21 protein-coding genes are annotated in these 23,219 nt (G+C 60.3%); 2 read left to right on the top strand and 19 right to left on the bottom strand.

Annotated elements, in window-relative coordinates:
- Positions 1-37: 37 nt before the first annotated feature.
- The 10 genes from AOA62_RS21325 to AOA62_RS21370 form a co-directional block, all read right to left on the bottom strand.
- On the bottom strand, positions 38-1,204 hold the full coding sequence (locus AOA62_RS21325) for a cystathionine gamma-synthase (protein ID WP_099549649.1): 1,167 nt from the start codon (positions 1,202-1,204) through the stop codon (positions 38-40).
- The gene (locus AOA62_RS21330) at positions 1,201-2,577 is read right to left on the bottom strand and encodes a cystathionine beta-synthase (protein ID WP_017138937.1); all 1,377 of its coding nucleotides are present in this window, start codon (positions 2,575-2,577) and stop codon (positions 1,201-1,203) included. The genes AOA62_RS21325 and AOA62_RS21330 overlap by 4 nt, the downstream gene beginning before the upstream one ends.
- A gap of 139 nt (positions 2,578-2,716) precedes the next feature.
- The gene (gene dapA, locus AOA62_RS21335) at positions 2,717-3,568 is read right to left on the bottom strand and encodes a 4-hydroxy-tetrahydrodipicolinate synthase (protein ID WP_099549650.1); all 852 of its coding nucleotides are present in this window, start codon (positions 3,566-3,568) and stop codon (positions 2,717-2,719) included.
- 284 nt (positions 3,569-3,852) lie between these two features.
- The gene (locus AOA62_RS21340) at positions 3,853-4,827 is read right to left on the bottom strand and encodes an alpha/beta hydrolase (protein WP_099549651.1); all 975 of its coding nucleotides are present in this window, start codon (positions 4,825-4,827) and stop codon (positions 3,853-3,855) included.
- Between the two features lie 162 nt (positions 4,828-4,989).
- On the bottom strand, positions 4,990-5,469 hold the full coding sequence (locus AOA62_RS21345) for a VOC family protein (protein WP_017138934.1): 480 nt from the start codon (positions 5,467-5,469) through the stop codon (positions 4,990-4,992).
- A gap of 35 nt (positions 5,470-5,504) precedes the next feature.
- Entirely contained in the window at positions 5,505-5,918 is a 414-nt protein-coding gene (locus tag AOA62_RS21350; RefSeq protein WP_099549652.1) for an ester cyclase, read from the bottom strand.
- A 16-nt stretch (positions 5,919-5,934) separates the two neighbouring features.
- Positions 5,935-6,654, bottom strand: coding sequence for an SDR family oxidoreductase (locus AOA62_RS21355; protein ID WP_099549653.1), 720 nt, complete (start codon positions 6,652-6,654; stop codon positions 5,935-5,937).
- 244 nt (positions 6,655-6,898) lie between these two features.
- A complete protein-coding gene (locus AOA62_RS21360) occupies positions 6,899-7,555 on the bottom strand; it encodes a hypothetical protein (RefSeq protein ID WP_099549654.1) in 657 nt (218 codons plus the stop codon).
- Between the two features lie 62 nt (positions 7,556-7,617).
- Positions 7,618-8,445: an RES domain-containing protein gene (locus tag AOA62_RS21365; RefSeq protein WP_158235134.1), complete on the bottom strand. Its 828-nt coding sequence runs from the start codon at positions 8,443-8,445 to the stop codon at positions 7,618-7,620.
- A 346-nt stretch (positions 8,446-8,791) separates the two neighbouring features.
- Positions 8,792-9,412, bottom strand: a complete 621-nt coding sequence (locus tag AOA62_RS21370) for a LysE family translocator (RefSeq protein WP_099549656.1) — start codon at positions 9,410-9,412, stop codon at positions 8,792-8,794.
- A 250-nt stretch (positions 9,413-9,662) separates the two neighbouring features.
- On the opposite strand from AOA62_RS21370, the gene AOA62_RS21375 reads away from it, so the two are divergent.
- Together AOA62_RS21375 and AOA62_RS21380 are read left to right on the top strand one after the other, a co-directional pair.
- Positions 9,663-10,151 carry a DUF2867 domain-containing protein gene (locus AOA62_RS21375; RefSeq protein ID WP_099549657.1) on the top strand — a complete coding sequence of 163 codons (489 nt, stop codon included), beginning with the start codon at positions 9,663-9,665 and terminating at the stop codon, positions 10,149-10,151.
- A gap of 246 nt (positions 10,152-10,397) precedes the next feature.
- Positions 10,398-11,378 carry a ketopantoate reductase family protein gene (locus tag AOA62_RS21380; protein WP_099549658.1) on the top strand — a complete coding sequence of 327 codons (981 nt, stop codon included), beginning with the start codon at positions 10,398-10,400 and terminating at the stop codon, positions 11,376-11,378.
- A gap of 24 nt (positions 11,379-11,402) precedes the next feature.
- Here the strand turns inward: AOA62_RS21380 and AOA62_RS32600 are convergent, their stop codons facing one another.
- The 9 genes from AOA62_RS32600 to glgX form a co-directional block, all read right to left on the bottom strand.
- On the bottom strand, positions 11,403-12,896 hold the full coding sequence (locus tag AOA62_RS32600; protein WP_099549659.1) for a methyl-accepting chemotaxis protein: 1,494 nt from the start codon (positions 12,894-12,896) through the stop codon (positions 11,403-11,405).
- Positions 12,897-13,044: 148 nt separating this feature from the next.
- A complete protein-coding gene (locus tag AOA62_RS21390) occupies positions 13,045-14,064 on the bottom strand; it encodes an alpha/beta fold hydrolase (RefSeq protein ID WP_017138924.1) in 1,020 nt (339 codons plus the stop codon).
- 139 nt (positions 14,065-14,203) lie between these two features.
- A complete protein-coding gene (locus tag AOA62_RS21395) occupies positions 14,204-16,753 on the bottom strand; it encodes an autotransporter outer membrane beta-barrel domain-containing protein (RefSeq protein ID WP_099549660.1) in 2,550 nt (849 codons plus the stop codon).
- Between the two features lie 244 nt (positions 16,754-16,997).
- Positions 16,998-17,759, bottom strand: a complete 762-nt coding sequence (locus tag AOA62_RS21400) for a PIG-L deacetylase family protein (RefSeq protein ID WP_017138922.1) — start codon at positions 17,757-17,759, stop codon at positions 16,998-17,000.
- Positions 17,760-17,936: 177 nt separating this feature from the next.
- Entirely contained in the window at positions 17,937-18,596 is a 660-nt protein-coding gene (locus AOA62_RS21405; RefSeq protein ID WP_099549661.1) for a glycosyltransferase family 2 protein, read from the bottom strand.
- Positions 18,593-19,192 carry an SAM-dependent methyltransferase gene (locus tag AOA62_RS21410; protein WP_099549662.1) on the bottom strand — a complete coding sequence of 200 codons (600 nt, stop codon included), beginning with the start codon at positions 19,190-19,192 and terminating at the stop codon, positions 18,593-18,595. Before AOA62_RS21410 ends, AOA62_RS21405 begins: the two co-directional genes overlap by 4 nt.
- Complete coding sequence (locus tag AOA62_RS21415; RefSeq protein ID WP_099549663.1) at positions 19,189-19,947, bottom strand: PIG-L deacetylase family protein; 759 nt, start codon at positions 19,945-19,947, stop codon at positions 19,189-19,191. Before AOA62_RS21415 ends, AOA62_RS21410 begins: the two co-directional genes overlap by 4 nt.
- Positions 19,944-20,942: an acyl-CoA dehydrogenase family protein gene (locus AOA62_RS21420; protein WP_099549664.1), complete on the bottom strand. Its 999-nt coding sequence runs from the start codon at positions 20,940-20,942 to the stop codon at positions 19,944-19,946. Before AOA62_RS21420 ends, AOA62_RS21415 begins: the two co-directional genes overlap by 4 nt.
- Before the next feature lies 1 nt (position 20,943).
- Positions 20,944-23,103, bottom strand: coding sequence for a glycogen debranching protein GlgX (glgX, locus tag AOA62_RS21425; RefSeq protein WP_099549665.1), 2,160 nt, complete (start codon positions 23,101-23,103; stop codon positions 20,944-20,946).
- Positions 23,104-23,219: the final 116 nt, after the last annotated feature.

Consider the following 23,219-nt stretch of genomic DNA (forward strand, 5'->3'; position numbering starts at 1 on the left):
GTGTCTGTATCGCAGGCAAGCCAGCTCCCACAGGCGTCTAGATCAGGGCCAGCGCCTGAGCCAGATCGGCTCTCAAATCTTCCACATCCTCAACCCCCACCGACAACCGCACCAACCCATCGCCGATCCCCAACTGCGCCCGCGTCGCCGCAGGAATGCTTGCATGGGTCATGATCGCCGGGTGTTCGATCAGGCTTTCCACGCCGCCGAGGCTTTCGGCCAACGCGAAAATTTTCACGTTTTCCAGAAAACGTGTGGCACCCGCCAGGTCACTGTTCAAATCCACCGAAATCATCCCGCCAAACCCGCGCATCTGCTTGCGCGCCAGTGCGTGCTGCGGGTGCGAGGCCAGGCCTGGGTAGTACACCCGCGACACTTGCGGCTGCTGTTCCAGCCAGGTGGCCAGGTCCAGTGCGTTGCTGCAATGGCGCTCCATGCGCAGTGCCAGGGTTTTTACCCCGCGCAGGGTCAGGAACGCATCGAACGGGCCGGCAATCGCGCCGACCGAGTTTTGCAAAAAGCCCAGGCGCTCGGCGAGTTCCGGGTTGTGGCCGACGATGGCGATACCGCCGATCACGTCGGAGTGGCCGTTGAGGTATTTGGTGGTGGAGTGCACCACGATGTCGAAGCCCAGCTCCAGTGGGCGCTGGATCCATGGGCTGGCGAAGGTGTTATCGGCCACGCAGATGATGCCGCGATCGCGACAGATACGCGCAATGGCGCTGAGGTCGGTGAGGCTCAGCAGCGGGTTGCTCGGGGTCTCGACCCAGACCATGCGTGTGTCGCTCTGCAGTGAGGCTTCAAAGGCCGACAGGTCGCTTAAATCGACAAAGCTGAAACGGTGCCCGGCACTGCGTTGACGCACCTTGTCGAACAGCCGGAACGTGCCGCCATACAGGTCGTTGCCGGAGACAATATGCGCACCGGCATCCAGCAGTTCCAGCACAGTGGAAATCGCCGCCAACCCCGAAGCAAACGCAAACGCCGCACTGCCGCCCTCCAGGTCGGCCACGCAACGCTCCAGGGCAAACCGCGTGGGGTTGTGGGAGCGCCCGTAATCAAACCCCTTGTGCACGCCGGGGCTGTCCTGCAAATAGGTGGAGTTGGCGTAGATCGGCGGCATCAGCGCGCCCGTGGTTGGGTCGGGGGATTGCCCGGCGTGGATCACACGGGTGGCAAACGCGCTTTTATCGGGCAGGCTCATGCAAGGGATCTCCGTAGGTGGTTAAGCAGGTCGACGCGGGTGATCAGGCCATGGAAGCCGGATGTGTCGGCAATAATCGCGACCAGGCCGCGATCCAGTTCCGCCTGCAATTGGGCCAGGCTGGCGCTGGGGGCCAGGGTTTGCAAGGTTTTGCTCATGGCGTCTGCCACCACCATGGAAAAGTGTGTGGCGTCCTGATGCAGGCCCAGCAGGATGTCGGATTCGTCGATGACGCCGACCAATTCACGGCCGTCCACCAGCACCGGTAGCTGCGAGACATCCGCCAGGCGCATGCGCTGGAAGGCGGTGAGCAAGCTGTCGTCGGGGCTCACGCTGATCACCCGGCCGTCTTCGAAGCGCCGCGCGATCAGGTCGCGCAGGTCGCCGTAGTGTTTGTATTGCAACAGGCCCGCGTCGTTCATCCATTGGTCGTTGTAGACCTTGGACAAGTAGCGCGTACCGGTGTCGCAGACGAAGGTGACCACACGTTTTGGCTCGGTTTGTTCGCGGCAGTAACGCAGTGCGGCGGCAAGCAGGGTGCCGGTGGATGAGCCGCCGAGGATGCCTTCGGCCTTGAGTAACTGACGGGCGTGGTCGAAGCTTTCTTCATCGCTGATGGAGTAGGCATGGCGCACACTGGAGAGGTCGGCAATCGAGGGGATAAAGTCTTCGCCGATGCCTTCCACGGCCCAGGAGCCGGGCGTTTCCATTTTCCCGCTGCGGCTGTATTCGGCCATCACCGAGCCCACGGGGTCGGCCAGCACCATTTCCAGTTCGGGCTGCACGCGTTTGAAGAAGCGCGTAAGCCCGGTGAGGGTGCCGGCCGAGCCGACACCGACCACAATCGCGTCCAGATCATGCTGGGTTTGCGCCCAGATTTCCGGGGCGGTGCTGGTTTCGTGGGCCAGCGGGTTGGCGGGGTTGTTGAACTGGTCGGCGAAGAATGAACCGGGAATGTCTTTGGCCAGGCGAGCGGCCACATCCTGGTAGTACTCGGGATGGCCCTTGCCGACATCGGAACGGGTGATGTGTACTTCGGCGCCCATGGCCTTGAGGTGCAAGACCTTTTCAGTCGACATCTTGTCGGGCACCACCAGCACCACACGGTAGCCTTTGGCCCGGCCGACCAGCGCCAGGCCCAGGCCGGTGTTGCCGGCGGTGGCTTCGATAATGGTGCCGCCCGGTTGCAGGCGGCCGTCACGTTCGGCGGCGTCGATCATGGCCAGGCCGATACGGTCCTTGATCGAGCCACCGGGGTTTTGCGATTCCAACTTGAGAAACAGCGTGCAAGGGCCAGTATCGAAACGGCTGACCTTGACCAGCGGCGTGTTGCCGATCAGTTCGAGCACGGCGGGACGTGGGAGGCTGGGCATGAATTCACCTTGGTTGCGAGCAGACAGAGGTGGAGCAGCAAAGTAAAGGCGTGCCTTGGAACATAGGCCGGGATCGCGCCGGTCGCAACCGGGCGGTCCGTTGGATGTCTTTTTTTGGCGCATGAACCCGACAGGGCGTTTACAGCAGCTCGCCCAACGCCTGCTGTACGCGCGCACTGGCAGCTTGCATTGGCGCGCGCAGTTCGCTGCCGATCAAGCCCTGCAACGCCAACCCAGCCTTCACCGGCGCCGGGTTGGGCTCTATGAACATCGTGTTGATCAGCGGCAATAACGTGAAAAACGTCGCCCTGGCCTCGGCCAATTGGTTATCGCGCACTTGCTGGCACAGCGCCACAAAGGCCTCGGTGTGCAGATGCGCCGAGGCCGCAATCGCGCCACTGGCGCCCAGGCACAGCGCGTTAAAAATCTGGACGTCTTCGCCGCACAACACATTCACGTCACCACTGGCCAGCAACGCCAGGGTATTGGCCAGGTTGCCGCCACAATCTTTAATCGCGCTGATTCGCGGGTGTTTGACGATGCTCAACAACGTGGCCTGCTCAAAGGTCACGCCGGTGCGGTAGGGAATGTCGTAGAGCACAATCGGCACGCTGGAGGCATCCGCCACCGTGCGGAAAAACGCCTGGAGGCCAGCCTGGGAAGGGCGGATATAGCTGGGCGCGGGCACCAGCAGACCGGCTACCGGGCGCTGGAGAATTTCGCTTTGAAAGTGCAGCAGTTCTATCTGGTTGTTGCCCGCCAGGCCCATCACCACCTGCTGCGCGGGCACCCATTGCAGCACGGCATCGAGCACGGCGAGCTGCTCCTGACGGCTCAACGACGCGGCTTCGCCCGTGGTGGTGCAGACCATGATCCCGGCGACGTGTTTTTCCAGCAGGTGACCGACCAGCCGGTGCAGGCCGATAAAGTCGATGGCGCCATCCTGAAACGGCGTGACTATGGGAACCCAGATACCTTGAAACGATGACATGCACTTTCTCCTGATGGTTGACCGCTAAAGTCACCGTCAGAAGGGCAGAGGGATTGTGCAGAAGGAGGAGGGGGCCGCCGCGCTCAATGTCCTGTCAGCTCATCTGACGGGACAGCGCGCCCCGGTCACATGAGCGACTGTTTCTTCGATTTAAGGGCGTGCGCCACGCAACCTTGCGCCTTGGCAATCAAGCCACTGGCACAAAGGTTAACGAAAGACGTTGCTGACATGCGCTGGCACACCCTGAATAAGATCTGCATCTTCAGGGGATGTGACTGAATATGTCAACTCCGCCGAAGGTGCTCGCGCACAAATGCGGCGACCTCGGCTGCCAGTTCCGCATCTTCCGGTGCGCCCATGAAGCCGCCATGGGGCATGGCCTCGAACACATGCAGCAGCGCCGGCACCTGCGCCTGGCGCAAGGCGCGGTGCATGCGCACGGTGTTGGACAGGAACAGATCCCGTGTACCGCTTTGCAGGAAGGTCGGCGGGAAGCCGGCCAAATCACCAAACAGGGGCGACAGGTACGGGTGGGACAAATCCGCGCCATTGGCATACAGCAGGTTGGTGCTCATCAGCGGCATGGGCAGAACCACGTCGACGCCTCGGTTGACGTGGAAACTGTCGCCGGATTCGGTCAGGTCGACCTCCGGCGAGAGCAGCACCAGCGCCGCTGGCATTGGCAACCCTTCGTCACGGGCGCGCAAGACCATTGCCGCCGCCAGGTTACCGCCTGCCGAACGGCCGCCAATCACGATGTGCTCAGGCGCATGGTGCTTGAGTACATGGCGGTAGGTGGCCACGCAGTCATCCAGCGCCGCCGGGTACGGGTGATCAGGCGGCATGCGGTAATCAATGCCGTAGCACATCAGGTTGTGCAGGTCGGCCTGCTTGCCGGCAGCAATACGGCAGTTTTCGCCGCCACCGAACACCAGTGCGCCGCCGTGCAGATCAATGTAGGCAAAGGGCGTGTAGCCCGGCGGTGTGGCCACGTGCACGGTGGCGCTTTCTACTGTGATGGTGTGCAGGCTGGCGCGCAGGGCGTCCGCCTGTCCGGCATTGGCGCTGGTGTAGTTCTGGTCGACGACGGCTTGCAGCTGGCGCCAGCCATCGTGGTCGTGCGGCTCGGGCATGCTGTGCAGTGCGTTCAACGGCACGCCATCAGCCCCGACCAGGCGCTGGAGTGTCGCCTGGGCTGGGGCGCTGATCGAGCTTGGGACCGGGATGGTGCGCGGTTCAAGTTTTACGCCATGGTTCATGGGCCTGAGACTCGTGTTCGACGACTGAGGCCGCAAGAATGCCAGACTGCGGGCGGGTGTGGGAGCGGGCTTGCTCGCGAAAGCGGTGGGTCAGTCAATATCTGCCTGTCTGAAAGATTGCATTCGCGAGCAAGCCCGCTCCCACACGGGTCTGTGTTGCGTTCAACGCCCAGCTATCGCAGCTTCGATGGCGGCCACGTCGATCTTGGTCATGGTCATCATCGCATCGAACGCACGCTTGGCGATGGCCGGGTCGGCATGCGTCACCGCCGCAGACAAGACGCGCGGGGTGATCTGCCAGGACACGCCCCATTTGTCCTTGCACCAGCCGCAAGCGCTGGCCTGGCCGCCGTTGTCGATAATGGCATTCCAATAGCGGTCGGTTTCGGCCTGGTCGTCCGTCGCCACCTGAAACGAAAACGCCTCGCTGTGCGGGAACGCCGGGCCACCATTCAGGCCCAGGCAGGGAATGCCCAGCACGCTGAAGTCGACGGTTAACACATCGCCTTGCTTGCCCGCCGGAAAGTCGCCAGGGGCGTGATGCACGGCCGTCACAGCGCTGTTCGGAAACGTCCGGGCGTAGAAAGTGGCCGCCTCCAGGGCGGTGCCGTTGTACCAGAGGCAGAGGGTGTTTTTGTTCATCTTGGGTCTCCACGGGGTGGTTGGGTGTAGAGAGTCTAGACGGTCGAGCAAGGTTTATCGGGTGTCAGCTGTTGGGCTATCGCGGCTTTGTCGATGACCGACCAGACCTGCGCAATTTTCCCGTCGCAGCACTCGTAGAATACGTTTTCATCGAAGGCCACGGTCCTGCCGTTGATCGGCAGCCCGAAGAACTCGCCTCTGGGGCTGACGTTGAAATTCAACCGGCTGGCGATGGTAGGCGGGTCGGCTACCAGCAGCTGGATGCGAAACACCAGGTCCGGGATCTCACGAAAGTCGCGTTCCAGCATCGCGCGGTAGCCTGCCAGGCCGACGGTGGTGGCGTTGTAGGTCACCTGCGGGTGGACGAAGTGGCCCAGGTGCTCCCAGTCCTGGCGGTTGAGGCAGTCGATGTAGCCTTGGTAAAAGTCGGCGAGTTCGGCTCGGGTCATGCTGCGTTCTCCTGGTTCAAAAGCGCTCGTCAAGGATGGCTGGCAAGGTGATGTCCTTGACGAAACTGGCGGAAGACAAACTCAAGGTCATACGCACCACCTGCACTACATCGTGCACGGGAATCGAGTGGCCTTCATCGCGTTGCGCGGCCTCGGCACGTGGTGTGCTCAGCGGGTCTTCGGTGTTCAGGTAGCCCAGGTTCAGGCAGGTCACCGCCAGGTGCTGTTGTCGGTAGCCTTCGCGCAATGCATCGGCGATTCCGCGCAGGGCGAATTTGGAGGCACCAAAGGCGACTTCCGGGCGGCCACTTTGCGGCAGGCCGGAGGTGGAGCCGGTGAGGATAATCCTCGGGTTAGTGCTTTTGAGTAACACCGGTAGCAGCCGTTTGATCAGCAGGATCGTTGAGGTGATGTTGCAACTGACGATGGCCTCCAATTGGTCGTCGCTGTCTGCCGTGAAGCGGTAGGCCGGGTCGAAGGCCAATTCTTCCCAAATGCCGAGGTTGTAGATCAGCGTGTCCAACCCGTGTTCTGCGACTGCGTCGACGATGACCTGCGCAGACTTGGCGGGCTCGGCCAGGTTGGCCTCGACCCAATGCAGGTGTACACCGGCAAGCGGCGCGAGGTTTTCAGGACGGCTGCGGGACACACCGATCAGCGTGTCCCCAGGCTCGCCAAGGCCTTCCATCAAGGCTTTACCAAGGCCTTTGCTTGCACCGACTACCAGGGTTTTCATCGACTTTTTCCTTGTCTTGGGAGGTGGTAAAGCACTACAGAATACAGTTTACTTGAGCCTGTTGTGCCGGTTCGAACTGATGAGAATGGCCACAGAAGGGTGAAATCCAACCTGTGTTGACGAACGCCAAGGACATCTTGAATTACAGGTTGCTCGATTAAAATCGGGAGTTTGGTGTCGGTTAATTCACCGTTGTTTGGGATGGTGGGGTTCTGTGTGTTGAAGCCTCAGGAGGATTGATTTCTTAGGGCTTATTGCAATCCTGCGCGCATTCAATTGTAGACGCTTGCAGTTTCCCGGCTTCGGTAGGTGTGCGCATTTGCAGATTCGCCAAGGCCACTTTTTTAAAGCTTGAAGATAGCCGGCTTAGTCGTCTGTGCATCATATAGGAGTATACGCAGGCGATGCTGCAGATAATCGTCACCAGAAACTTGTGCTCAGGAGGCGCGTAACATAAAGCAGTGACTGCCCCAGCAAAAGAATTTAAGGTCGCGCCGCGGGCAATTCGATCTCTGCTGATATAAGCCTCCATCGTCCTAATTGCATCGGAAGGGGAAAATGCGAGGATCGCGGCGCCTTTTTTGTAAGGGTCTTCTTTTGGTTTTCCTGCGACAGTACGATACATTGCTAACGTTGTGTCACGGATTGAAGGCGGAAGTATTATTGCTTTGCTTGCCAACTTGGTTATTTCTCCCGATCGTCGTATGAAAAACGACGACGTGGTGTCCACATAGATTCCCAGGATATAGGCAATGGGTAGATAGATGATGATAATGAATTCTTTATAGTCATGAATAGTGTGCAGCAGAAGTGGGTAGTAGTTGGCAAATACCGCAGTTAGCCAAGCCGACGCCACGACGCCAGAAATCAAATACTCTATAAGTGCTACTGCAAATTGCATCATTCCTCCAGTTATAAGTATTCAAAGCTGTGCTAGTTGGTTTGGTTTGTTGTTTTGCGCGGTCATAAACTCCACTCTTGAGTGAGCAGTTTCAGCGGGGCGGCATTGACGCCTTCATGGTCTTTTCGTTTGATGAGTGTTTTTGTCCTTTTGCTGAGTTGATAGATCTGCCTCATTGCCTTGCGATGTTCAGTCATGAATCTTGATTTATTTTTATGATAATCCTGCGATGTGAATATTCTTTTTTCGTTTTTTACGTCGTGTGACAGAATTTTTATATAGTAAGGGCGATAATGCTCGTCGCATCGGGCAAGCCAGCCGACTTGTAGCTCGGCGGCGGAAAGTTTTTCCTCGGTCATGGCGAGATTTGTAATAGAGTCTATTTCTCCCCACGTTGTGTGGCAGTATTTTTCTGGGATCTTTACGGAGTTGTAAGCAATTCCATGATGGGTTTGATAGTTCAGGAGGTTGTTATAGGTGCGTGTGATGACTTCGTAGAAGTTTTTATCTTTAGTTGTGAGTAGTGAGTTTAAAAGCTTGGTGTATTTGGATTTGCTAGCACTGGCGCTTACAAATTGTGTATCAGTTTTGAATACAAAGTAACTGAGTAGGAAATGATCGCCTGGCTCAACTTCACATTCTTTTAAAGCAACGAAAGGATGGTCGGCCAGATAAAGTGTGCGTTCTCCTTGTGCATTGAAACGACCCGCACGGGTTTTTTCAATTTCTGGAGCGCAGAAGTCGCTATTCTTTAAGGGCGAGCTTAGGAACTCATCAAGTTTTTCATTTCTTATTCTCCGGACCCTTGAGAAAATCGATCCTTTGCAGTATAGGCGAGACTCAAAGGGTAGCTGCGCGACACTGAACGTTTCGGGCGTTGAGTCGGGCATCAAGTACTTTCGTATCGCTGCGCAGTATCCCGCGACGCCTATATTGGCATCGAATTTTTCGAAGTTGGGTGGTGGAGGGTACCCAAATTTAAGTTGGAAATATAGGGAGGGGGCTTTTCTTAAATCCATTTAGTAATTGACCTGCTGTCCTGGGTTTACGTTGGTAGGTGGGATAGATGATGCTCATGATAATTTTAATAAATATTATGTCTTGGTGTACCCGTCTGCAATATATTAAATCAAATATTCTTTCATTTTAGTGCTGCCATGAAGAACAGCACTCGGTGCTGACTTTGTTGGCTCAAATTTTTTGATTTGCATGGTGGTTGAGTGCGCGGGGCCGCCCTCAGGCCCTGCGCGCCATCAACAACACCGTCGCCGCCGCCGATAACAGCCCGGCGCAGCAGCGATTGAATAAGCGCTTGCCGCTGGGTTCGGCAAACCAGCGGCGCATGTGCGTGCCCATGTAGGCGTAGGCGCTGATCGCTATCCATTCTAAACCCAGGAACATCCCACCCAGCAGCGCGAATTGGGGGGTGATCGGTTGGCCGGGTACCACGAATTGCGGGAGGAACGCGGTGAAGATCAGGATGGCTTTCGGGTTGCCGGCTGCCACCAGGAACTCCTGACGTGCCAAGGCCCACAATCCCACCTTGTCTGTCGCTGATTCAGCTTCTTTCTGCGGGTTAGCCCGCCAAATCTGAAATGCCAGATAAAACAGATACGCCGCACCGAGAATCTTGATCCCGTAGAACAGCAGCTCCGAAGTCTGCAGCACCACCGCCAAGCCGGCAGAGGCGAGGGCGATCATGCCGGCAAAGGCCAGCAAACGGCCAATACCCGCAAGGCAAGAAGTGCGATAGCCATAGCGCGTGGAGTTGCTTACGGACAGCAGGTTATTGGGGCCCGGCGCCATGTTCAGGGCGAAGCAGGCGGGCAAGAATAGGGCGAGGGTGGCGAGGTCCATGGCGGCTCTGGGTGGGGGCGGATGGAAGCGTTGAGGATAAATGCAGTTGAGGCGCTTGAGCAATTAGCACGTGAACCCCAACGCGCGTGGGGCACAATCAAGAAGGCAGCCCGTGAGGTCAGGTTTATTTTGGCTTACCACGATACCCAGCCTGTCCCGCGCTTTACTTGAGTTGCGGTGCAAAATAACCTGCGCCCTGCAGGCATCGCCCTGTTTCATCACAAACCGCGTTTTTCAGGGAGAAAATCAGTTGGTTACCACGAACATTGTTCACACGCTGGGTGCACCGACAGCGCTTGATTACTACGACCGCAGGTCGGTTGTGTTGCCCGTTGATATCACTGCACTGGCGGCGTGGAACATCATGACCGCCGAACCTGGCATGTTCATGCGGTTGGCCTTTCGAATCCGCGACCGGATTTCTTCGTTGTTCGGTGTGAAACGCATCGGTGGGTTCTCGGGCTCACCGCGAATCAGCGTGCAGGTGGGCGAGCGGCTGGATTTTTTCCTGGTAGAACACAGCGCCCCGGACGTGTTGGTGCTGACCGAGCGCGATCGGCACCTGGATGTGATGATTTGTCTGTCGATCACTGATCGGGTGTTTACGATTACCTCATCGGTGCTTACCCATAACACCTTTGGGCGTCTGTACATGTTGCCGGTGGGGCCGGCGCACAAGCTGATCGTCAACAGCAACCTGAGGCGACTGAAACGCACGCTGGATGCGCTGCAAAAGTAACCTGTGGCGAGCAGGCTTGCCCTGCGTTGGGCTGCGTAGCAGCCCTCAGCCTTGCTAACTGACTAACCGCGTTGGCTGAAGTGGGGCGGCTTCGCCACCCAGTGCGGGGCAAGCCCGCTTGCCACAGTGGTAGTGTTTGCCTTGGCTGATGGGTGTGAGCCAAGTGCGGCTGCTTTTTCAATGAGACGGGCTTGTTCCGGCCTGTTTAGCCAGTATTCTGTTCCACTCCCTCAGTGAGGTTTACCCATGCGCGTCACGGTCGTAGGTGCTGGAGCAATCGGTGGTTTCCTGGCGTGCAAATTGTTCGCCGCCGGCCACGACGTCAGCGTGATCGCGCGTGGCGAAACACTCGCCGCCATTGGCGAGCATGGGCTGAAGCTGCACACGGGCGATGAGGTGTTGGTTGCCCCACTGAAAGCGACCTGCGCACCTGAAGAGCTTGGCATTCAGGAGATGGTCATATTTGCCGTCAAGGCGCCGGCATTGCCCAGTGTGGTGGAACAGGCCAAGGCATTGATTGGCCCGCAAACCCTGGTTATTCCTGCACTCAACGGCTTACCCTGGTGGTATTTCCTGCAGTCGGCAGGCGCTTTGGCGGGTATGCGTCTTGAGGCTGTCGACCCCGGTGGCGTGATAGAAAAGGCTGTGCCCGTTGCAGCCGTTGTCGGTTGCGTTGTATTTGCCTCATGTACCGTGCTGAGTCCCGGTGTGATCAAGCACATGTCCGGAAGCCGAATGGTGTTCGGTGAGCCGGCCGGTGGTAATAGCGCGCGCGTAGATGCAACCACCGAGGCTTTTCGTGAGGCAGGTTTTGATGCCCACGCCCACGCCAATGTGCGCGAAGAAATATGGTTGAAGCTGCTGGGCAATGCCTGCTTCAACCCGGTCAGCCTGTTGGTGGGCTGCGCAACCGATGAGTTGATCGACGACCCATTCCTGCACGCACTGTTCATCGGCATGATGGATGAGTTGCTGGATTTGGGACGCACACTGGGCATCGCGCCCCAGATTGATTCCGCGCAACGCATTGCGATCACCCGCAAGCTCGGCAAGGTGAAAACCTCGATGCTGCAAGACGTTGAGGGGCACAAACCGGTGGAGATCGAGGCCATCCTTGGCACGCTTGTTTCAGTGGCTGATCGCATCGGGGCACCGATACCTCGCACGCGCACCGTGTATGCCTTGGCGCGCATGCGGGCTAAAAACCTGGGGATTTTGCCAGGCTGAGCCATCCTCACGTTGAGGCGTTTTTCAGGGGTGAAACCTGCGCCCCAACGCATCCAGCCGCACTGCTATCGGCGGCAACTGCTCACTGCTGCGCGCGAGGGTTTCCACATCATCCGCGGTGTTTTGTGCAATGTTCTGCACGGACTGCAGGCGCCCGACGATCTCCAGGTTGGCCGAGGTTTGTTCGCGGGTGGTCATCACGATTCGCCCGTTCAGCTCGTCGATATGCGCGATGTCGGCGCCCACGGCCTGCAACATGTCCACCGCCAGTTGGCTGTCCTCCACACAACGCGCTACACCTGCCTGGCTGTCGTGCATGGCCTCGACGGCCTGGCGGCTGCCGTGTTGCAGGCCTTCGATGATCTGTTTGATTTCCTGGGTGGAGACGGCGGTGCGTTGCGCCAGGCTGCGGACCTCATCGGCGACCACCGCAAAACCCCGGCCTTGCTCGCCGGCGCGGGCGGCTTCGATGGCGGCGTTGAGCGCCAGCAGGTTGGTCTGGTTGGCGATGCTGCTGATCACTTCGAGTACCGAGCCGATCTGCTCGGCCTGGGTGGCCAGGCCTTGTACGGTGTGGTTGGTGCCGTCGATGCGTGAGGCCAGTTGGGTGATTTCATGTTGGGCACGGCCGACGCTTTGCTGGCCGCGCACAATCTGTTCGCGGGCCTGGCCTGCATGCTCCACCGCGTGTTCGACGTGTTGCGTGATGTGGGCGGTGGCGTCTTCCATACGCTGCATGGAGCCGGTCATCTGGTTGATTTCCGCCAACTGATGGCGTGCGCCGGTTTCCAGGGTACCGCTGGCGCTGGCCAATGCCTGGCCGAGTTGGCCGAGACCGTGGGAGTCACGGGTCACGCCATCGATCAGGTGGGTGATCTGCTGCAGGAAGTGGTCGAAACGCTTGGCCAGGGACACATGCACCTTGCCTTCACCCTGGGCGGTTTCTACCGTGAGCTGGGAGGTCACGGCGAGCATTTTTTCCAGCATCTCCTGGCTTTCGACCGCCTCGGCCTGGCTATGAATGGCGAGGTAGAGCAGGGCGACCGTCTCCATCACAACGTAGAAGGCGTGCACGAACACCATGTTCCAGCCGCCATGATGGTCCATCACAAATACCGGGAAACCCTGATGTTGCAACGCGTGAAACACCACGTGGTGGACGGCGATGGTCAGCGCCGCGACGAGGATCGGCAGCCAGTCGCGGTAAAACGTCAGCACCGCCAGCAGCGCGAAGATACCGAAGTGCGCTTCGATCAAGCCCTGCGCCTGGTTAATCTGCAGCGCCGCCATGACCATCAGGCCGGCGCCCAGCAAACAACGCATCAAACGGGTGCCACCGAGGGCGCGATAGAGCAAGGTGAGCACCACGCTGGCGCCGCCGCCGACGATCACCGCTTGCAACCAGGTGTCGTGCCAGAAGGCCAGGCCCAGGGAGAATAAAAACATCAGCCAGATCAACGCCAGCATGATGCGGTCGGCTTTGCGGTAGTGCTCCAGGAAGCGGGCGCGTGCGGGCATTCACTCATACTCCATGTGGTCGAGCCAGGAACAAAGCATGCGGCGTGCCATGACGGCTCGCAAAAGGAACGCCAAAGGGCGGCGCCAGAAGCGTATCGGCATTCCTTTGGGCGACTTTAGGCACGGCTGCTACGCAGTTCATGTCGCTTCACAGGCGATCGGCGTCCACTATGGCCTTGGCAAACGCCGCCGGCGCTTCTTGCGGCAGGTTATGGCCGATGCCGCCGCTCACCAGACGAAACTGGTACTTGCCGGTAAAGCGTTTGGCGTAGTCCTCAGGTAACGGGTGCGGCGCACCGTTGGCGTCGCCTTCAAGCGTGATAGTCGGCACGCCAATGCTCGGTGACTGCGCGAGTGTTTGCTCCAGGGCAGCGTATTGCGGTTCGCCCTGTACCAGGCCCAGGCGCCAGCGGTAGTTGAAGACGGTGATTGCCACGTGATCGGGGTTGTCCAGGCCTTTGGCGCTGCGTTCGAAGGTGGCCTCGTCAAAGGCCCACTTCGGCGAGGCGGTCTGCCAGATCAGCTTGGCGAAATCGTGGGTGTTTTTCTGGTAGCCGGCGGCGCCGCGTTCGGTGGCGAAGTAGAACTGGTACCACCACTGCAACTCAGCTTTGGGTGGCAGCGGGTTCTTACCGGCGGCCTGGTTGCCGATCAGGTAGCCACTGACTGACACCAATGCCTTGACCCGTTCCGGCCACAGCGCCGAGACGATATCTGCTGAGCGCGCGCCCCAGTCGTAACCGCCCAGTACCGCTTGCTGGACCTTCAGCGCGTCCATGAAATCGATCACGTCCTGGGCCAGCGCCGCCGGTTCACCATTGCGTAAGGTTTTATCCGACAGAAAACGCGTATCGCCATACCCACGCGCATACGGGATCAACACGCGGTAGCCCTTGGCGGCCAACAGCGGTGCGACGTTAGCGTAGCTGTCGATATCGTAGGGCCAGCCATGCAACAGGATCACCACTTGGCCATTGGCCGGGCCGATCTCGGCGTAGGCCACATCCAGCAGGCCGGCCTTGATGTGCTTGAGCGTCCCGAACGCCGATTGATGCTGCGGTGCCGGGGTTTGCGGTTCGGGCATCTCGGCATGGGCCATGCCCATGGCCGCGAATGGCAACAGGGCAAAAGCCAGGAAAAGTGGGTGGCGTTTCAACTGAGCGTGCATGGCGAGCCTCCTGGGGCTTGATGTGTGCCGGGTGCTCAGTTGAACGTCGTGCTGTATCGGCTGTGTTTCAGCAAGTGCCATGGGTTAAACGTTGTGTATCGCAACGGGCCCTGGATACAGTGCGATACACATACGCGGATCAGAAATCCATTCGAAGCCCCAGCGTGCCTTGGCGGCCGTTGAGGGCATTGCTGTCCAGGTTGCGGTTGTAGCCCAGTTGGCCGTACAGGCTGATGCCTTGGGCAACGGTCAAGGTGGCGCCGACGTTGAGGTCCAGCGTGGTCGACTTTTGCTCAGTGTTTATGTCGGTAGCATCATCGAACCTTACGGTGTTGGTGCCGGCGCGGGCATGCCAGACGTTGGCACGCACGTATGGCTGCAGGGGCATACCACTCACCTCATAGCTGCCACGCAAGCGGGCACCCAGGCGGGTGGTGACATGCGTGTCAGCGTCGTAGGAGACGGCGGAGATTCGGTCGTTCTGGCTGTCCAGCCGCGTGCGGTCGACGATGAGCTGGGCTTGTGGCTCCAGTTTCCATTGGGCACTCACAGTAAAAGGCCAGCCCGCTTCGGCGGACGCCAATGCATTGCTGCCTTTGGTTTTCATCTTGATGCCCCGGTCGGACTCGTTGTTGCCGGTGAAGCGGGTGCCCATTACCACCAGGTCCAGATAGGCGCGGTTGGCGCCGATCAGTGTCCAGTAGGCGCCCAGGCTGTCGCCGCGCAAGGTCAGGCGGCCTGCGTCCTTGTCTTGGAAGCCACCGTTGAAACCCTTGACGTCGCCTTGCAGGCGGCTGTGGCCCACAAAGAAGCCAAGCCGGTGAGTCTGGCCGCTGTCCGTGCTGGTGGCGTACAGGTCGCTGCCCACCTGGAAGGCCGACAGCGAACTGTCCAGTGTCGGGCTGACCGTTCCCGCGAAACTCTGGCGACTGTTGCCGCCGTACACCCTGGCCCAACCCGTGGGGAATACCCCGGTTTGTTGCTGCTGGCGCTGATCGCCCACGCGTTCGTGGTAAGTCCCCAGCATGCCTTGCACGATTTGCTCGGCAGCTTGAAACAGCACGGCGTACACCGGCACTTCGGCGCGGTAAAGGGGGATTGCGGTGTTGCCTGGATTGGGCGGCAATGCCGGGGTGCCAGGCGCTGGGGTGGGCGGGGTAATCACCGCATCCGGCGTGGGTTGCGCCGGCACGGTGGAGCGCAGGTAGTAATTCTGTTCCGTACCCGCGGTCACGCCCCCTCTGAACAAGTGATAGTCAAACGCACCAGCAGACACGGGGCCAGCCAGCGAGAACGCACCGACGCTGCTGGTGGCGCCCTGGGTTGCCTGTACCACCTCTATGCCATCCTTCACGGTCAGCGCACCTGCACCGCCCAGGTTGGTGATGCTGATCGCCGTGGCGCCCTGCAGGGTGCCTTGGCTGACCACCAGTTTGTCGCTGGGTGAGTTATCCGCGCCCAACACCGTTTGCAGCGCCAACCGACCGCCCGTGCCGATGTAATTGCCGTTGACCGTCAAGCTGTCGGTCGTGCTGGAACTGTAGGTACTCATATCGATCAGACCGGCGTTGTTCAAGGTTGCCAATTGCCCGGACGTGAAGGGCGCGAGAGTGCCCGTTGTGACGATCAATCTGCTCGTTGCATCGATGCTCATTGCGCCGGTACCGGTATCGCTGCCTCCCAATACGAATGTGCCACCCAGTGTCAGGGCTGACCCATTGATCATAGACACCTGCTCCCAGCCGGTGTAGCGGCTCGGGACGCTGGTTTGCGTTGCGTCAAAGGTGAGGGTGTCGTTACCCACGCCGCCGTCCAGTTGGGGGGTGGCGGCCAGCAAGGTTTCGCGGAGGTTTTTCAGCAGGGCAGAATCATCATCGGCACCCATGAGAATTGCCCCGTTGATTGTTCCCCCGTCGGTCCAAATGAACTGATCGGCGCCGAAGCTCGTGAGGATTTGGCCGTTGACCCTGCCACCGCTGACCTGGATCAAATCCACGCCGGCGCTGGTGCTGATGTTGCCGCCGATGGTGCTGGTGCCCGAGACGAGAATGGTGTCCCTGCCCAGCCCTGTGACAAGGTTGCCGACGATGGTGCCGCCGCGCATATCGAAGACGTTGTTATCGAGTTTCATGTCGACCCGGCCGATGGTGCCGCCGGTCATCAATGCTTGATCGCCGTCTTCAAAGGCGCCCTTGATGGTGCCACCACTCATAACGAATGTGTCATGGCCGTCGCCTTGGGCCAGTGACTCGACAGTGCCATCGCGCATGACAAAACTGTCAATGCCCCCGCCCTGGATGATCGCCCCCGCGTGCCCACCGTTGATCTGCACCAGATCCACACCATCGCCCTGGGTAATGGACCCCGTGACCGCGCCCAGCGTCAGACGAAACGTATTCGCACCGTCGCCCTGGTGCAGCATCCCATTGATTGCCGCTGTCGCACCGTTGATGTCAACCAGATCGTTGCCGGCCCCCAAGGTGACATCACCGTTGAGGGAGCCGCTGCCGCTGAGGTTCAGCGTGTTGTTGCCGGCGGTGTCGGTAAAGCCCGGCGCGGCGCCGCTGTCGCAGGTCGAGGTGTCATTGCCGGCGGTAATGTTGATCGTGCAGGCGCCAAGCGACGGCAGCGGCCACACCGCCATCAACGTGATACCCAGGTAAGTCAGAAAAACTGGCAGTGTGCGCATGACGGCTCCTTGTCCGAAGGACGTTCCCGCACCTGAGCAATCAGGTGCGGTTCAAGCCATGGCAAGGTAGAGCGCGATACGGAGCAGGGACGACGGGTTGCCTGTTCTACGAAAACACCGGCGAATGCAAGGGGTTGGCATGGCTTTCTCGACTGCACATCAAGCTGTGCAGGCTTTTTGCACCTTAGTCGCAGAGTGAGCCGGGTGCTACTGTGAGAACTGACAGGTACAGGCGAGTGCTGGCCTAGGCAAACACGATCTCATAGGGCTCACGCATCCGCTCCAGCAACTCCTGGGCAAGCATTGGCGCCAGGCCGATCTCCGGGTCGCCGACCAATTGGCTGGCATACGCATGGGCGGCGTGAAGCTTGCGCGCAACGCTCCAGCTGTCCAGGCGCACCTTGCGCGCGCGATGCCAGGGGATCACCGAGCCTTCACGCAGCGGCCAATGCCAGGCCCATATCGGCAGTTCATACAGGCGCGCGCCGGTGAGCTGGCAGGCTTTGGCGCTGGCTCGGCCGACGGCGTCATGGTCGTCCTTGCCGTCGTGGCGCCAAGTGGTAAACACCACGTCGCCCGGTTGCAGATAGCGCGCAATGAACTGGCTCATGGGCTGTTCGCGGGCGGCCAGGGCGTCGTCGCAAAAGCCGCCGCGAATCCACTTAAGGCTGTGCAGCGGCATCCCCAGGCGCCGCAGCGCTTCAGCGCTTTCCTGCGGGCGGATCACACTCAGGCGGCTTGCCGGCCAGGCATTCGAGCCTGGGTGGCTGGCGCTGCCATCGGTGATCGAGATCAGTTGCAGTGGGTGGTCGAGGGTGCTGAGCAGTTGCAATAATCCGCCACACGCCAACACCTCATCGCCGGGGTGAGGCGCGATGACCACCACGCGCGCGCCGCGTGGCACCAGGGAGGAGGGCTTGATAAAGGGGATTTGCGCCAACTGTGGCGCACTGTTCCAGATTTGCGCAGGGCCGCGACGGCCCTCACTTAATGAGGCAGATTTCATCGGTGTCACGTCCTTGTCGAATGATGCCGGGTCGTACCCCGTTGACGGGACGACGCTCTTGTACTCAGCACAGGCTCCGCTGCGATGAACTGCGGCCATCCAACCCTGGATGACCAGTAAGGCGATTTCAGCATAGTCAAGGATTCGGCGTTTTTACATCGTGCAGGGTCGAAATATTCAGGTGGCCTGCATCAAACTCTTCAAGTAATCACCAAAACCGCCTTGGGCACGGCAGTCCAGGCGTGCGCTGGTAATTACCTGTGGCGTATGACTCCAGGCGATTGAAGCGCCGCAGCGCTCCAGGTTGCGCACCAATTGCACATCTTCGTGGCAGGCCAACGGTTCGAATCCGCCGGACTGTACATAAGCCCCGGCACTCACGCCCAGGTTGGCACCGTGAATATGGCGATGGCCGTCGCGAGCCTCATAGGCTTGGGTGTAGCGGATTTGGGCTGCCACGCCGAAGCCTTCGCTCCAGTCGTCCACCGTCACTGTGCCGCACACAGCATCGGCGCCCAAGGCCAGTTGCGCCACCAACCAGTCGGGGGCGACACGGCTGTCGGCGTCGGTGCACGAAATCCAGCGTGCGCCCTGGTTTAACAAGTGCCGCGCACCCACTCCGCGCACCTGCCCGACGTTACGTGCCTGCACGTGTAAACACTGCACCGGATACGCCTGGGCAATCGCCGCACTGCCATCGCTGCAGCTGTCGAGCACGGCCAGGATCTGCACAGGCTCACCCAGCAAATCAGGGTGGCTGGCGGCAATCATCGCGGCTTTGAGGCACTCGCCCAACAGCGCTTCTTCGTTATGCACCGGGATTAGAATGCCGATCATCGCAAGCCCTCATGGGTGGCGACCGAGGTGCCGTCACGGCTCCACAGGTCGAGTAGAAAGTCACTGTCGTGATGCTGGACGAGGTGGGCCATGCCCAGGCGTTGCGCGAGCATTTCGTGCACCTGTTCAGCCGTTTGCGGGCAGCCATCGATGCGCGGGCGCCAGTGGCAGGCGAGCAGTTGGCCGTTGTCGGTCAGTGCGTTGAGGGCACAGTCGATCAAGCGCTGTAGATCCTCGGCATCGAGGTAGTAGCAGAGTTCGCTCAACACAATCAGTTCGAACTGGCCGGGCGGCCATTCCTCAGGCAAACGGCTTTGATGAACCTGGGCGTGGCTGAACCCCCGCAATCGGGTTTGCGCCAGCGCCACGGCAGCGGCGGCCGTGTCGCAACACACCAGGCGCTCGCAGCGCGGCGCCAATTCGGCACTCAGCTCGCCGTTGGCGCAGCCGGGTTCAAAAATCGAGCGATAGCGGGGCCGCGTCAGCACCGCCAGGGTGAGTGCGCGTTTACGCTGTTCGTACCAGCGCTGGCGAAAGGCCCAAGGGTCGTCATTACCGGCGAACAGTTGATCAAAATAGGGTGTGGCCACACTCATACAAACACCACTTCAAAAGGTTGCAGCAAACGCTCCACCACATAGGGTGCCAGCACCGGTGCCAGACCCACTTGCGGGTCGCCTTCAAGTTGGCTGGCAAAGGCGTGAATGGCATGCCGTTTGCGCGCCACCGCTTCAGGTGTCAGCACGATTTTGCGCGCACGTTGCCATGGCACCTGGCTGTCTTCGGGCGTTGCCCAATGCCAGGTCCAAACGGGCAGTTCGTACAGGGTCGCACCTACCGCCTGCGCCGCTTTGGCGCTGGCGCGGCCAACGGCTTCATGGTCGCAATGCCCGTCTTCGCGCCAGGTGGTGAACACCACATCGGTGGGCTTGAGATACCGCTCTATGAACGCGCTCAACTCATCTTCACGGGCCGCCACCTGGCTGTCGGCAAAGCCTGCGCGCAGCCACTGCAAACTGTGCAATGGCAGGCCGAGACGGTGCAGGGCCTGGGCCGACTCCTGCGGGCGCACGATGCTCAAGCGCTCGACCGGCCAGCGCCTGGAGCCTGGGTGGCTGGCGCTGCCGTCGGTGACGGAAATCAGTTGGATCTGCCGGTCCAGCAAGGCCAGGCCTTGCAGCAGGCCGCCGCAGCCCAGCACTTCGTCGTCCGGGTGCGGAGCAATAATAACGGCGCGATGTCCCGCGGGCACCAACTGCTCGACACTTATTTGCGGCAATTGGGCCATATGGGCTGAACCCTGCCATTGATGCAACGGCGTGCCCTGGCCAACGATCGGGTTGAGTTTCATAACAGCCACCTACCTGTGGGGTCGTCCGCAACCAGCTTTCCCAGCGCCGCCAGGTCACGCTCGGCGTGGCTTTGACGTACATATACGGGTAAGTCCGCCATCAATTGGGCGAAATGCGGATCTTTGCAGTAAGGCCCGGCACCCACCGCGCGCCCGACGTGATGAATGACCTGCTCGACGGTATCCTCGACGCACGCCCGTGCCTGTTGGGCCAGTTGCCGCGCATTGGCGCGAGGGTGGCGGTCAATCTGCTCAGCACCGTCGCGCAGTACACAGGCGGCGCTGTTGAGCACGCTGTCGACCGCGCCCAAGTGCGCCAGCGCATGCTGTTCGGGACGCTGGCTGCAGTGCACACGCAGCACCTCAGCCAGACGTTGCGCACCGCCATACCAGCACGCGGCGATACCGACGCCGCCGTGCCAGAAGCCAGGCCGTGACAAGTAGTCGCCCGGCTCGCCAACCGCGATGCCGCGGGCCTCATCAAAGATGATTTCGACACTGCCGGTGGCCGCCATGCCCACGGCTTTCCAGCCTTCGTGGGTGACGGTGACGCCGGGCTGGTCCATCTCGACCGCCACCAACTGTTGGCGGTCGTCTTCGTCCCAGGCGGTCAGCAAGCCATGGCTGACCACCGCTGCACCGGAACACCAGGCTTTACGCCCATCGACGATCAAGCGCTGGCCGTCGCGGCGTACGCGTACCTTGGCCGTCGGCGGTTCGGCGGCCCACATGCCCCAAACACTGCCCACGGGCGGCAAGGGGCTGTCGAGCTCGGCGATGATCGCCAGGGCGTCGGTGTGACCTTCGAACAGCTTGCACAGGCGCAGGTCATGACCTGCCACCTGCGCCAACCGGCTGAAGCGTTCCAACGTCTGGCCGCTGCCAGGTAATGGCAGTTGGTCCAGGCCTTCTTCCTGAAGCGCCTTCAGTGCAACGCCCAGCGCCTGCGTGTCGGCGTAGCTGCGGTTGCCTTGAAGGAATCCATGCAGAGCCATCTCACACCTCGTCGTCGCGTTGCAATTCGAACAGCAGCAGTGAGCGTCCGGTCACCGCGTACTCGTGCTCGAAGTCAAAACGCTCCTGACCGCGCACTGCGGGGGCGTTGGTATCGAGCATGCAGGTCCAGAATTCACCCTGGGGCACCGGCGGCAGGCGGAAATTCACCATGTCGTGGTGGGCATTGACCACCAGCAACAGGGTCGCATCACCCCCAGCGCGACGAATCCCGGTTTCCTGGGCGCGGCCATCCATCAGCATGCCCAGGCAGCGGCCATGGCTGTCTTGCCACTGTTCGGTGCTCATCTCGTTGCCATCCGGCGCCAGCCAGGTGACGTCTTTTACGCCGAGGTCTTCGTTGTAGTCGCCCACCAGGAAACGCCCACGGCGCAGAATCGGGTAGGCCAGGCGCAATTTGATCAGGCGTTTGACGAACTTGAGCAGTGCCTTGCCGTCGTCGTCCAGGTCCCAGTTGACCCAGCCGATCTCGCTGTCCTGGCAATAGGCATTGTTGTTGCCGTGCTGGGTGCGCGCGAACTCGTCACCGGCCACGATCATCGGTGTGCCTTGGGCCAGCAGCAGCGTGGCGAAGAAATTGCGCATCTGGCGCAGGCGCAGGGCGTTGATTTCCGGGTCTTCGGTGGGGCCTTCGACGCCGTGGTTCCAGGACAGGTTGTTGTTGCTGCCGTCCTGGTTGTTTTCGTCGTTGGCCTCGTTGTGCTTGTCGTTGTACGACACCAGGTCGTGCAGGGTGAAACCATCGTGGGCAGTGATGAAGTTCACCGAACTGTAAGGCCTGCGCCCACGGTGGTTGAACATCTCGCCCGAGGCAGTCATGCGCCCGGCAAAGTCCGCCAACTGGCCGTCATCGCCTTTCCAGAAGGCGCGCACGGTGTCGCGGAAGCGGTCGTTCCATTCCACCCAGCCGGGTGGAAAGTTGCCCACTTGGTAGCCGCCCGGGCCACAGTCCCAGGGTTCGGCAATCATTTTCAGCTGGCGCAGCACCGGGTCCTGGCGGCAGGCCACAAGGAAGCTGTGGCGCTCGTCGAAACCGTCGCGGTAGCGCCCCAGAATGGTCGCCAGGTCAAAGCGGAAGCCGTCCACGTGCATTTCGGTGGCCCAGTAGCGCAGGGAGTCGGTGACCATTTGCAGCACGCAGGGGTGGCTCAAGTCCAGGGTATTGCCGGTGCCGGAGTCGTTGATGTAGAAACGCTTGTCGTCGGGCATCAGCCGATAGTAGGAGGCGTTATCGATGCCGCGCATCGACAGGGTAGGGCCGCGCTCGTTGCCCTCGGCAGTGTGGTTGTAAACCACATCGAGGATCACCTCGAGCTTCTGCTCATGCAGGTGCGCGACCATCTCCTTGAACTCGGCGATCTTGCCGCTGGCCAGGTAACGCGGGTCAGGCGCAAAGAACGCGATGCTGTTGTAGCCCCAATAGTTGGTCATGCCTTTTTGCAGCAGGTGCTGGTCGTTAACGAAGGCATGCACCGGCAGCAGCTCGACGGATGACACGCCGAGCTGGCGAATATGCTTGAGCACGTCATCTTCCATCAGCCCGGCACAGGTGCCGCGCACTGACTCGCCCACCGAAGGGTGGCGCATGCTGATGCCGCGCAGGTGGGTTTCGTAGATGATCGTGCGGTCCCATGGCACCCGTACCGGCTGGTCGTTGCCCCAGGTGTGCGCAGGGTCGATGACCTTGCACTTGGGCACAAAGGGCGCGCTGTCGCGTTCGTCAAAACTGAGGTCGTCATCCGGGTGGCCGATGGTGTAGCCGAACAGTGCCTCGGACCATTTGAGTTCACCCACCAGCTGTTTGGCATACGGGTCGATCAGCAATTTGTTGTGGTTGAAGCGGTGACCATTGGCCGGGTCATACGCACCGTACACGCGGTAGCCGTAAATCAGCCCGGGGTGGGCGTCGGGCAGGTAGCCGTGGAAGGTTTCGTCGGTGTATTCGGGCAGTTCGATACGTTCAAGCTCGACCTCGCCGGTATCATCGAACAGGCACAGCTCGACCTTGGTGGCATTGGCTGAGAACAGCGCAAAGTTGACACCCAGGCCATCCCAGGTGGCGCCTAGAGGGAAGGGCAAACCTTCACGAATCCGCGACGGCTCGTTTTCCGGCGTGGCTGGGTTGTTATCGGGTTTGCTCATTAAATTGCTCCTGCAAGGGTCTTTTTCGGGCCGAGCGCTACCGTGCCGACGGTTGCTCAGCTGGCGCACTGAAAAGTAAAAAAGGCCTCCTGGCGACAGTGTCGGCAGGAGGCGCG

The organism is Pseudomonas sp. 2995-3 (genome assembly GCF_002742565.1).
Classification (GTDB): Bacteria; Pseudomonadota; Gammaproteobacteria; order Pseudomonadales; family Pseudomonadaceae; genus Aquipseudomonas; species Aquipseudomonas edaphica.

Excerpts from the sequence above, each read along its gene's own strand:
- AOA62_RS21380 (WP_099549658.1), top strand. The coding sequence starts at position 10,398 with ATGCGCGTCACGGTCGTAGGTGCTGGAGCAATCGGTGGTTTCCTGGCG.
- AOA62_RS21325 (WP_099549649.1), bottom strand. The coding sequence starts at position 1,204 with ATGAGCCTGCCCGATAAAAGCGCGTTTGCCACCCGTGTGATCCACGCC.
- dapA (WP_099549650.1), bottom strand. The coding sequence starts at position 3,568 with ATGTCATCGTTTCAAGGTATCTGGGTTCCCATAGTCACGCCGTTTCAG.
- AOA62_RS21340 (WP_099549651.1), bottom strand. The coding sequence starts at position 4,827 with ATGAACCATGGCGTAAAACTTGAACCGCGCACCATCCCGGTCCCAAGC.
- AOA62_RS21345 (WP_017138934.1), bottom strand. The coding sequence starts at position 5,469 with ATGAACAAAAACACCCTCTGCCTCTGGTACAACGGCACCGCCCTGGAG.
- AOA62_RS21355 (WP_099549653.1), bottom strand. The coding sequence starts at position 6,654 with ATGAAAACCCTGGTAGTCGGTGCAAGCAAAGGCCTTGGTAAAGCCTTG.
- AOA62_RS21395 (WP_099549660.1), bottom strand. The coding sequence starts at position 16,753 with ATGCGCACACTGCCAGTTTTTCTGACTTACCTGGGTATCACGTTGATG.
- AOA62_RS32600 (WP_099549659.1), bottom strand. The coding sequence starts at position 12,896 with ATGCCCGCACGCGCCCGCTTCCTGGAGCACTACCGCAAAGCCGACCGC.
- AOA62_RS21350 (WP_099549652.1), bottom strand. The coding sequence starts at position 5,918 with ATGACCCGAGCCGAACTCGCCGACTTTTACCAAGGCTACATCGACTGC.
- AOA62_RS21400 (WP_017138922.1), bottom strand. The coding sequence starts at position 17,759 with ATGAAATCTGCCTCATTAAGTGAGGGCCGTCGCGGCCCTGCGCAAATC.
- AOA62_RS21420 (WP_099549664.1), bottom strand. The coding sequence starts at position 20,942 with ATGGCTCTGCATGGATTCCTTCAAGGCAACCGCAGCTACGCCGACACG.
- AOA62_RS21365 (WP_158235134.1), bottom strand. The coding sequence starts at position 8,445 with ATGCCCGACTCAACGCCCGAAACGTTCAGTGTCGCGCAGCTACCCTTT.
- AOA62_RS21360 (WP_099549654.1), bottom strand. The coding sequence starts at position 7,555 with ATGCAATTTGCAGTAGCACTTATAGAGTATTTGATTTCTGGCGTCGTG.
- AOA62_RS21415 (WP_099549663.1), bottom strand. The coding sequence starts at position 19,947 with ATGAAACTCAACCCGATCGTTGGCCAGGGCACGCCGTTGCATCAATGG.
- AOA62_RS21330 (WP_017138937.1), bottom strand. The coding sequence starts at position 2,577 with ATGCCCAGCCTCCCACGTCCCGCCGTGCTCGAACTGATCGGCAACACG.
- AOA62_RS21410 (WP_099549662.1), bottom strand. The coding sequence starts at position 19,192 with ATGAGTGTGGCCACACCCTATTTTGATCAACTGTTCGCCGGTAATGAC.
- AOA62_RS21390 (WP_017138924.1), bottom strand. The coding sequence starts at position 14,064 with ATGCACGCTCAGTTGAAACGCCACCCACTTTTCCTGGCTTTTGCCCTG.
- AOA62_RS21370 (WP_099549656.1), bottom strand. The coding sequence starts at position 9,412 with ATGGACCTCGCCACCCTCGCCCTATTCTTGCCCGCCTGCTTCGCCCTG.
- AOA62_RS21405 (WP_099549661.1), bottom strand. The coding sequence starts at position 18,596 with ATGATCGGCATTCTAATCCCGGTGCATAACGAAGAAGCGCTGTTGGGC.
- glgX (WP_099549665.1), bottom strand. The coding sequence starts at position 23,103 with ATGAGCAAACCCGATAACAACCCAGCCACGCCGGAAAACGAGCCGTCG.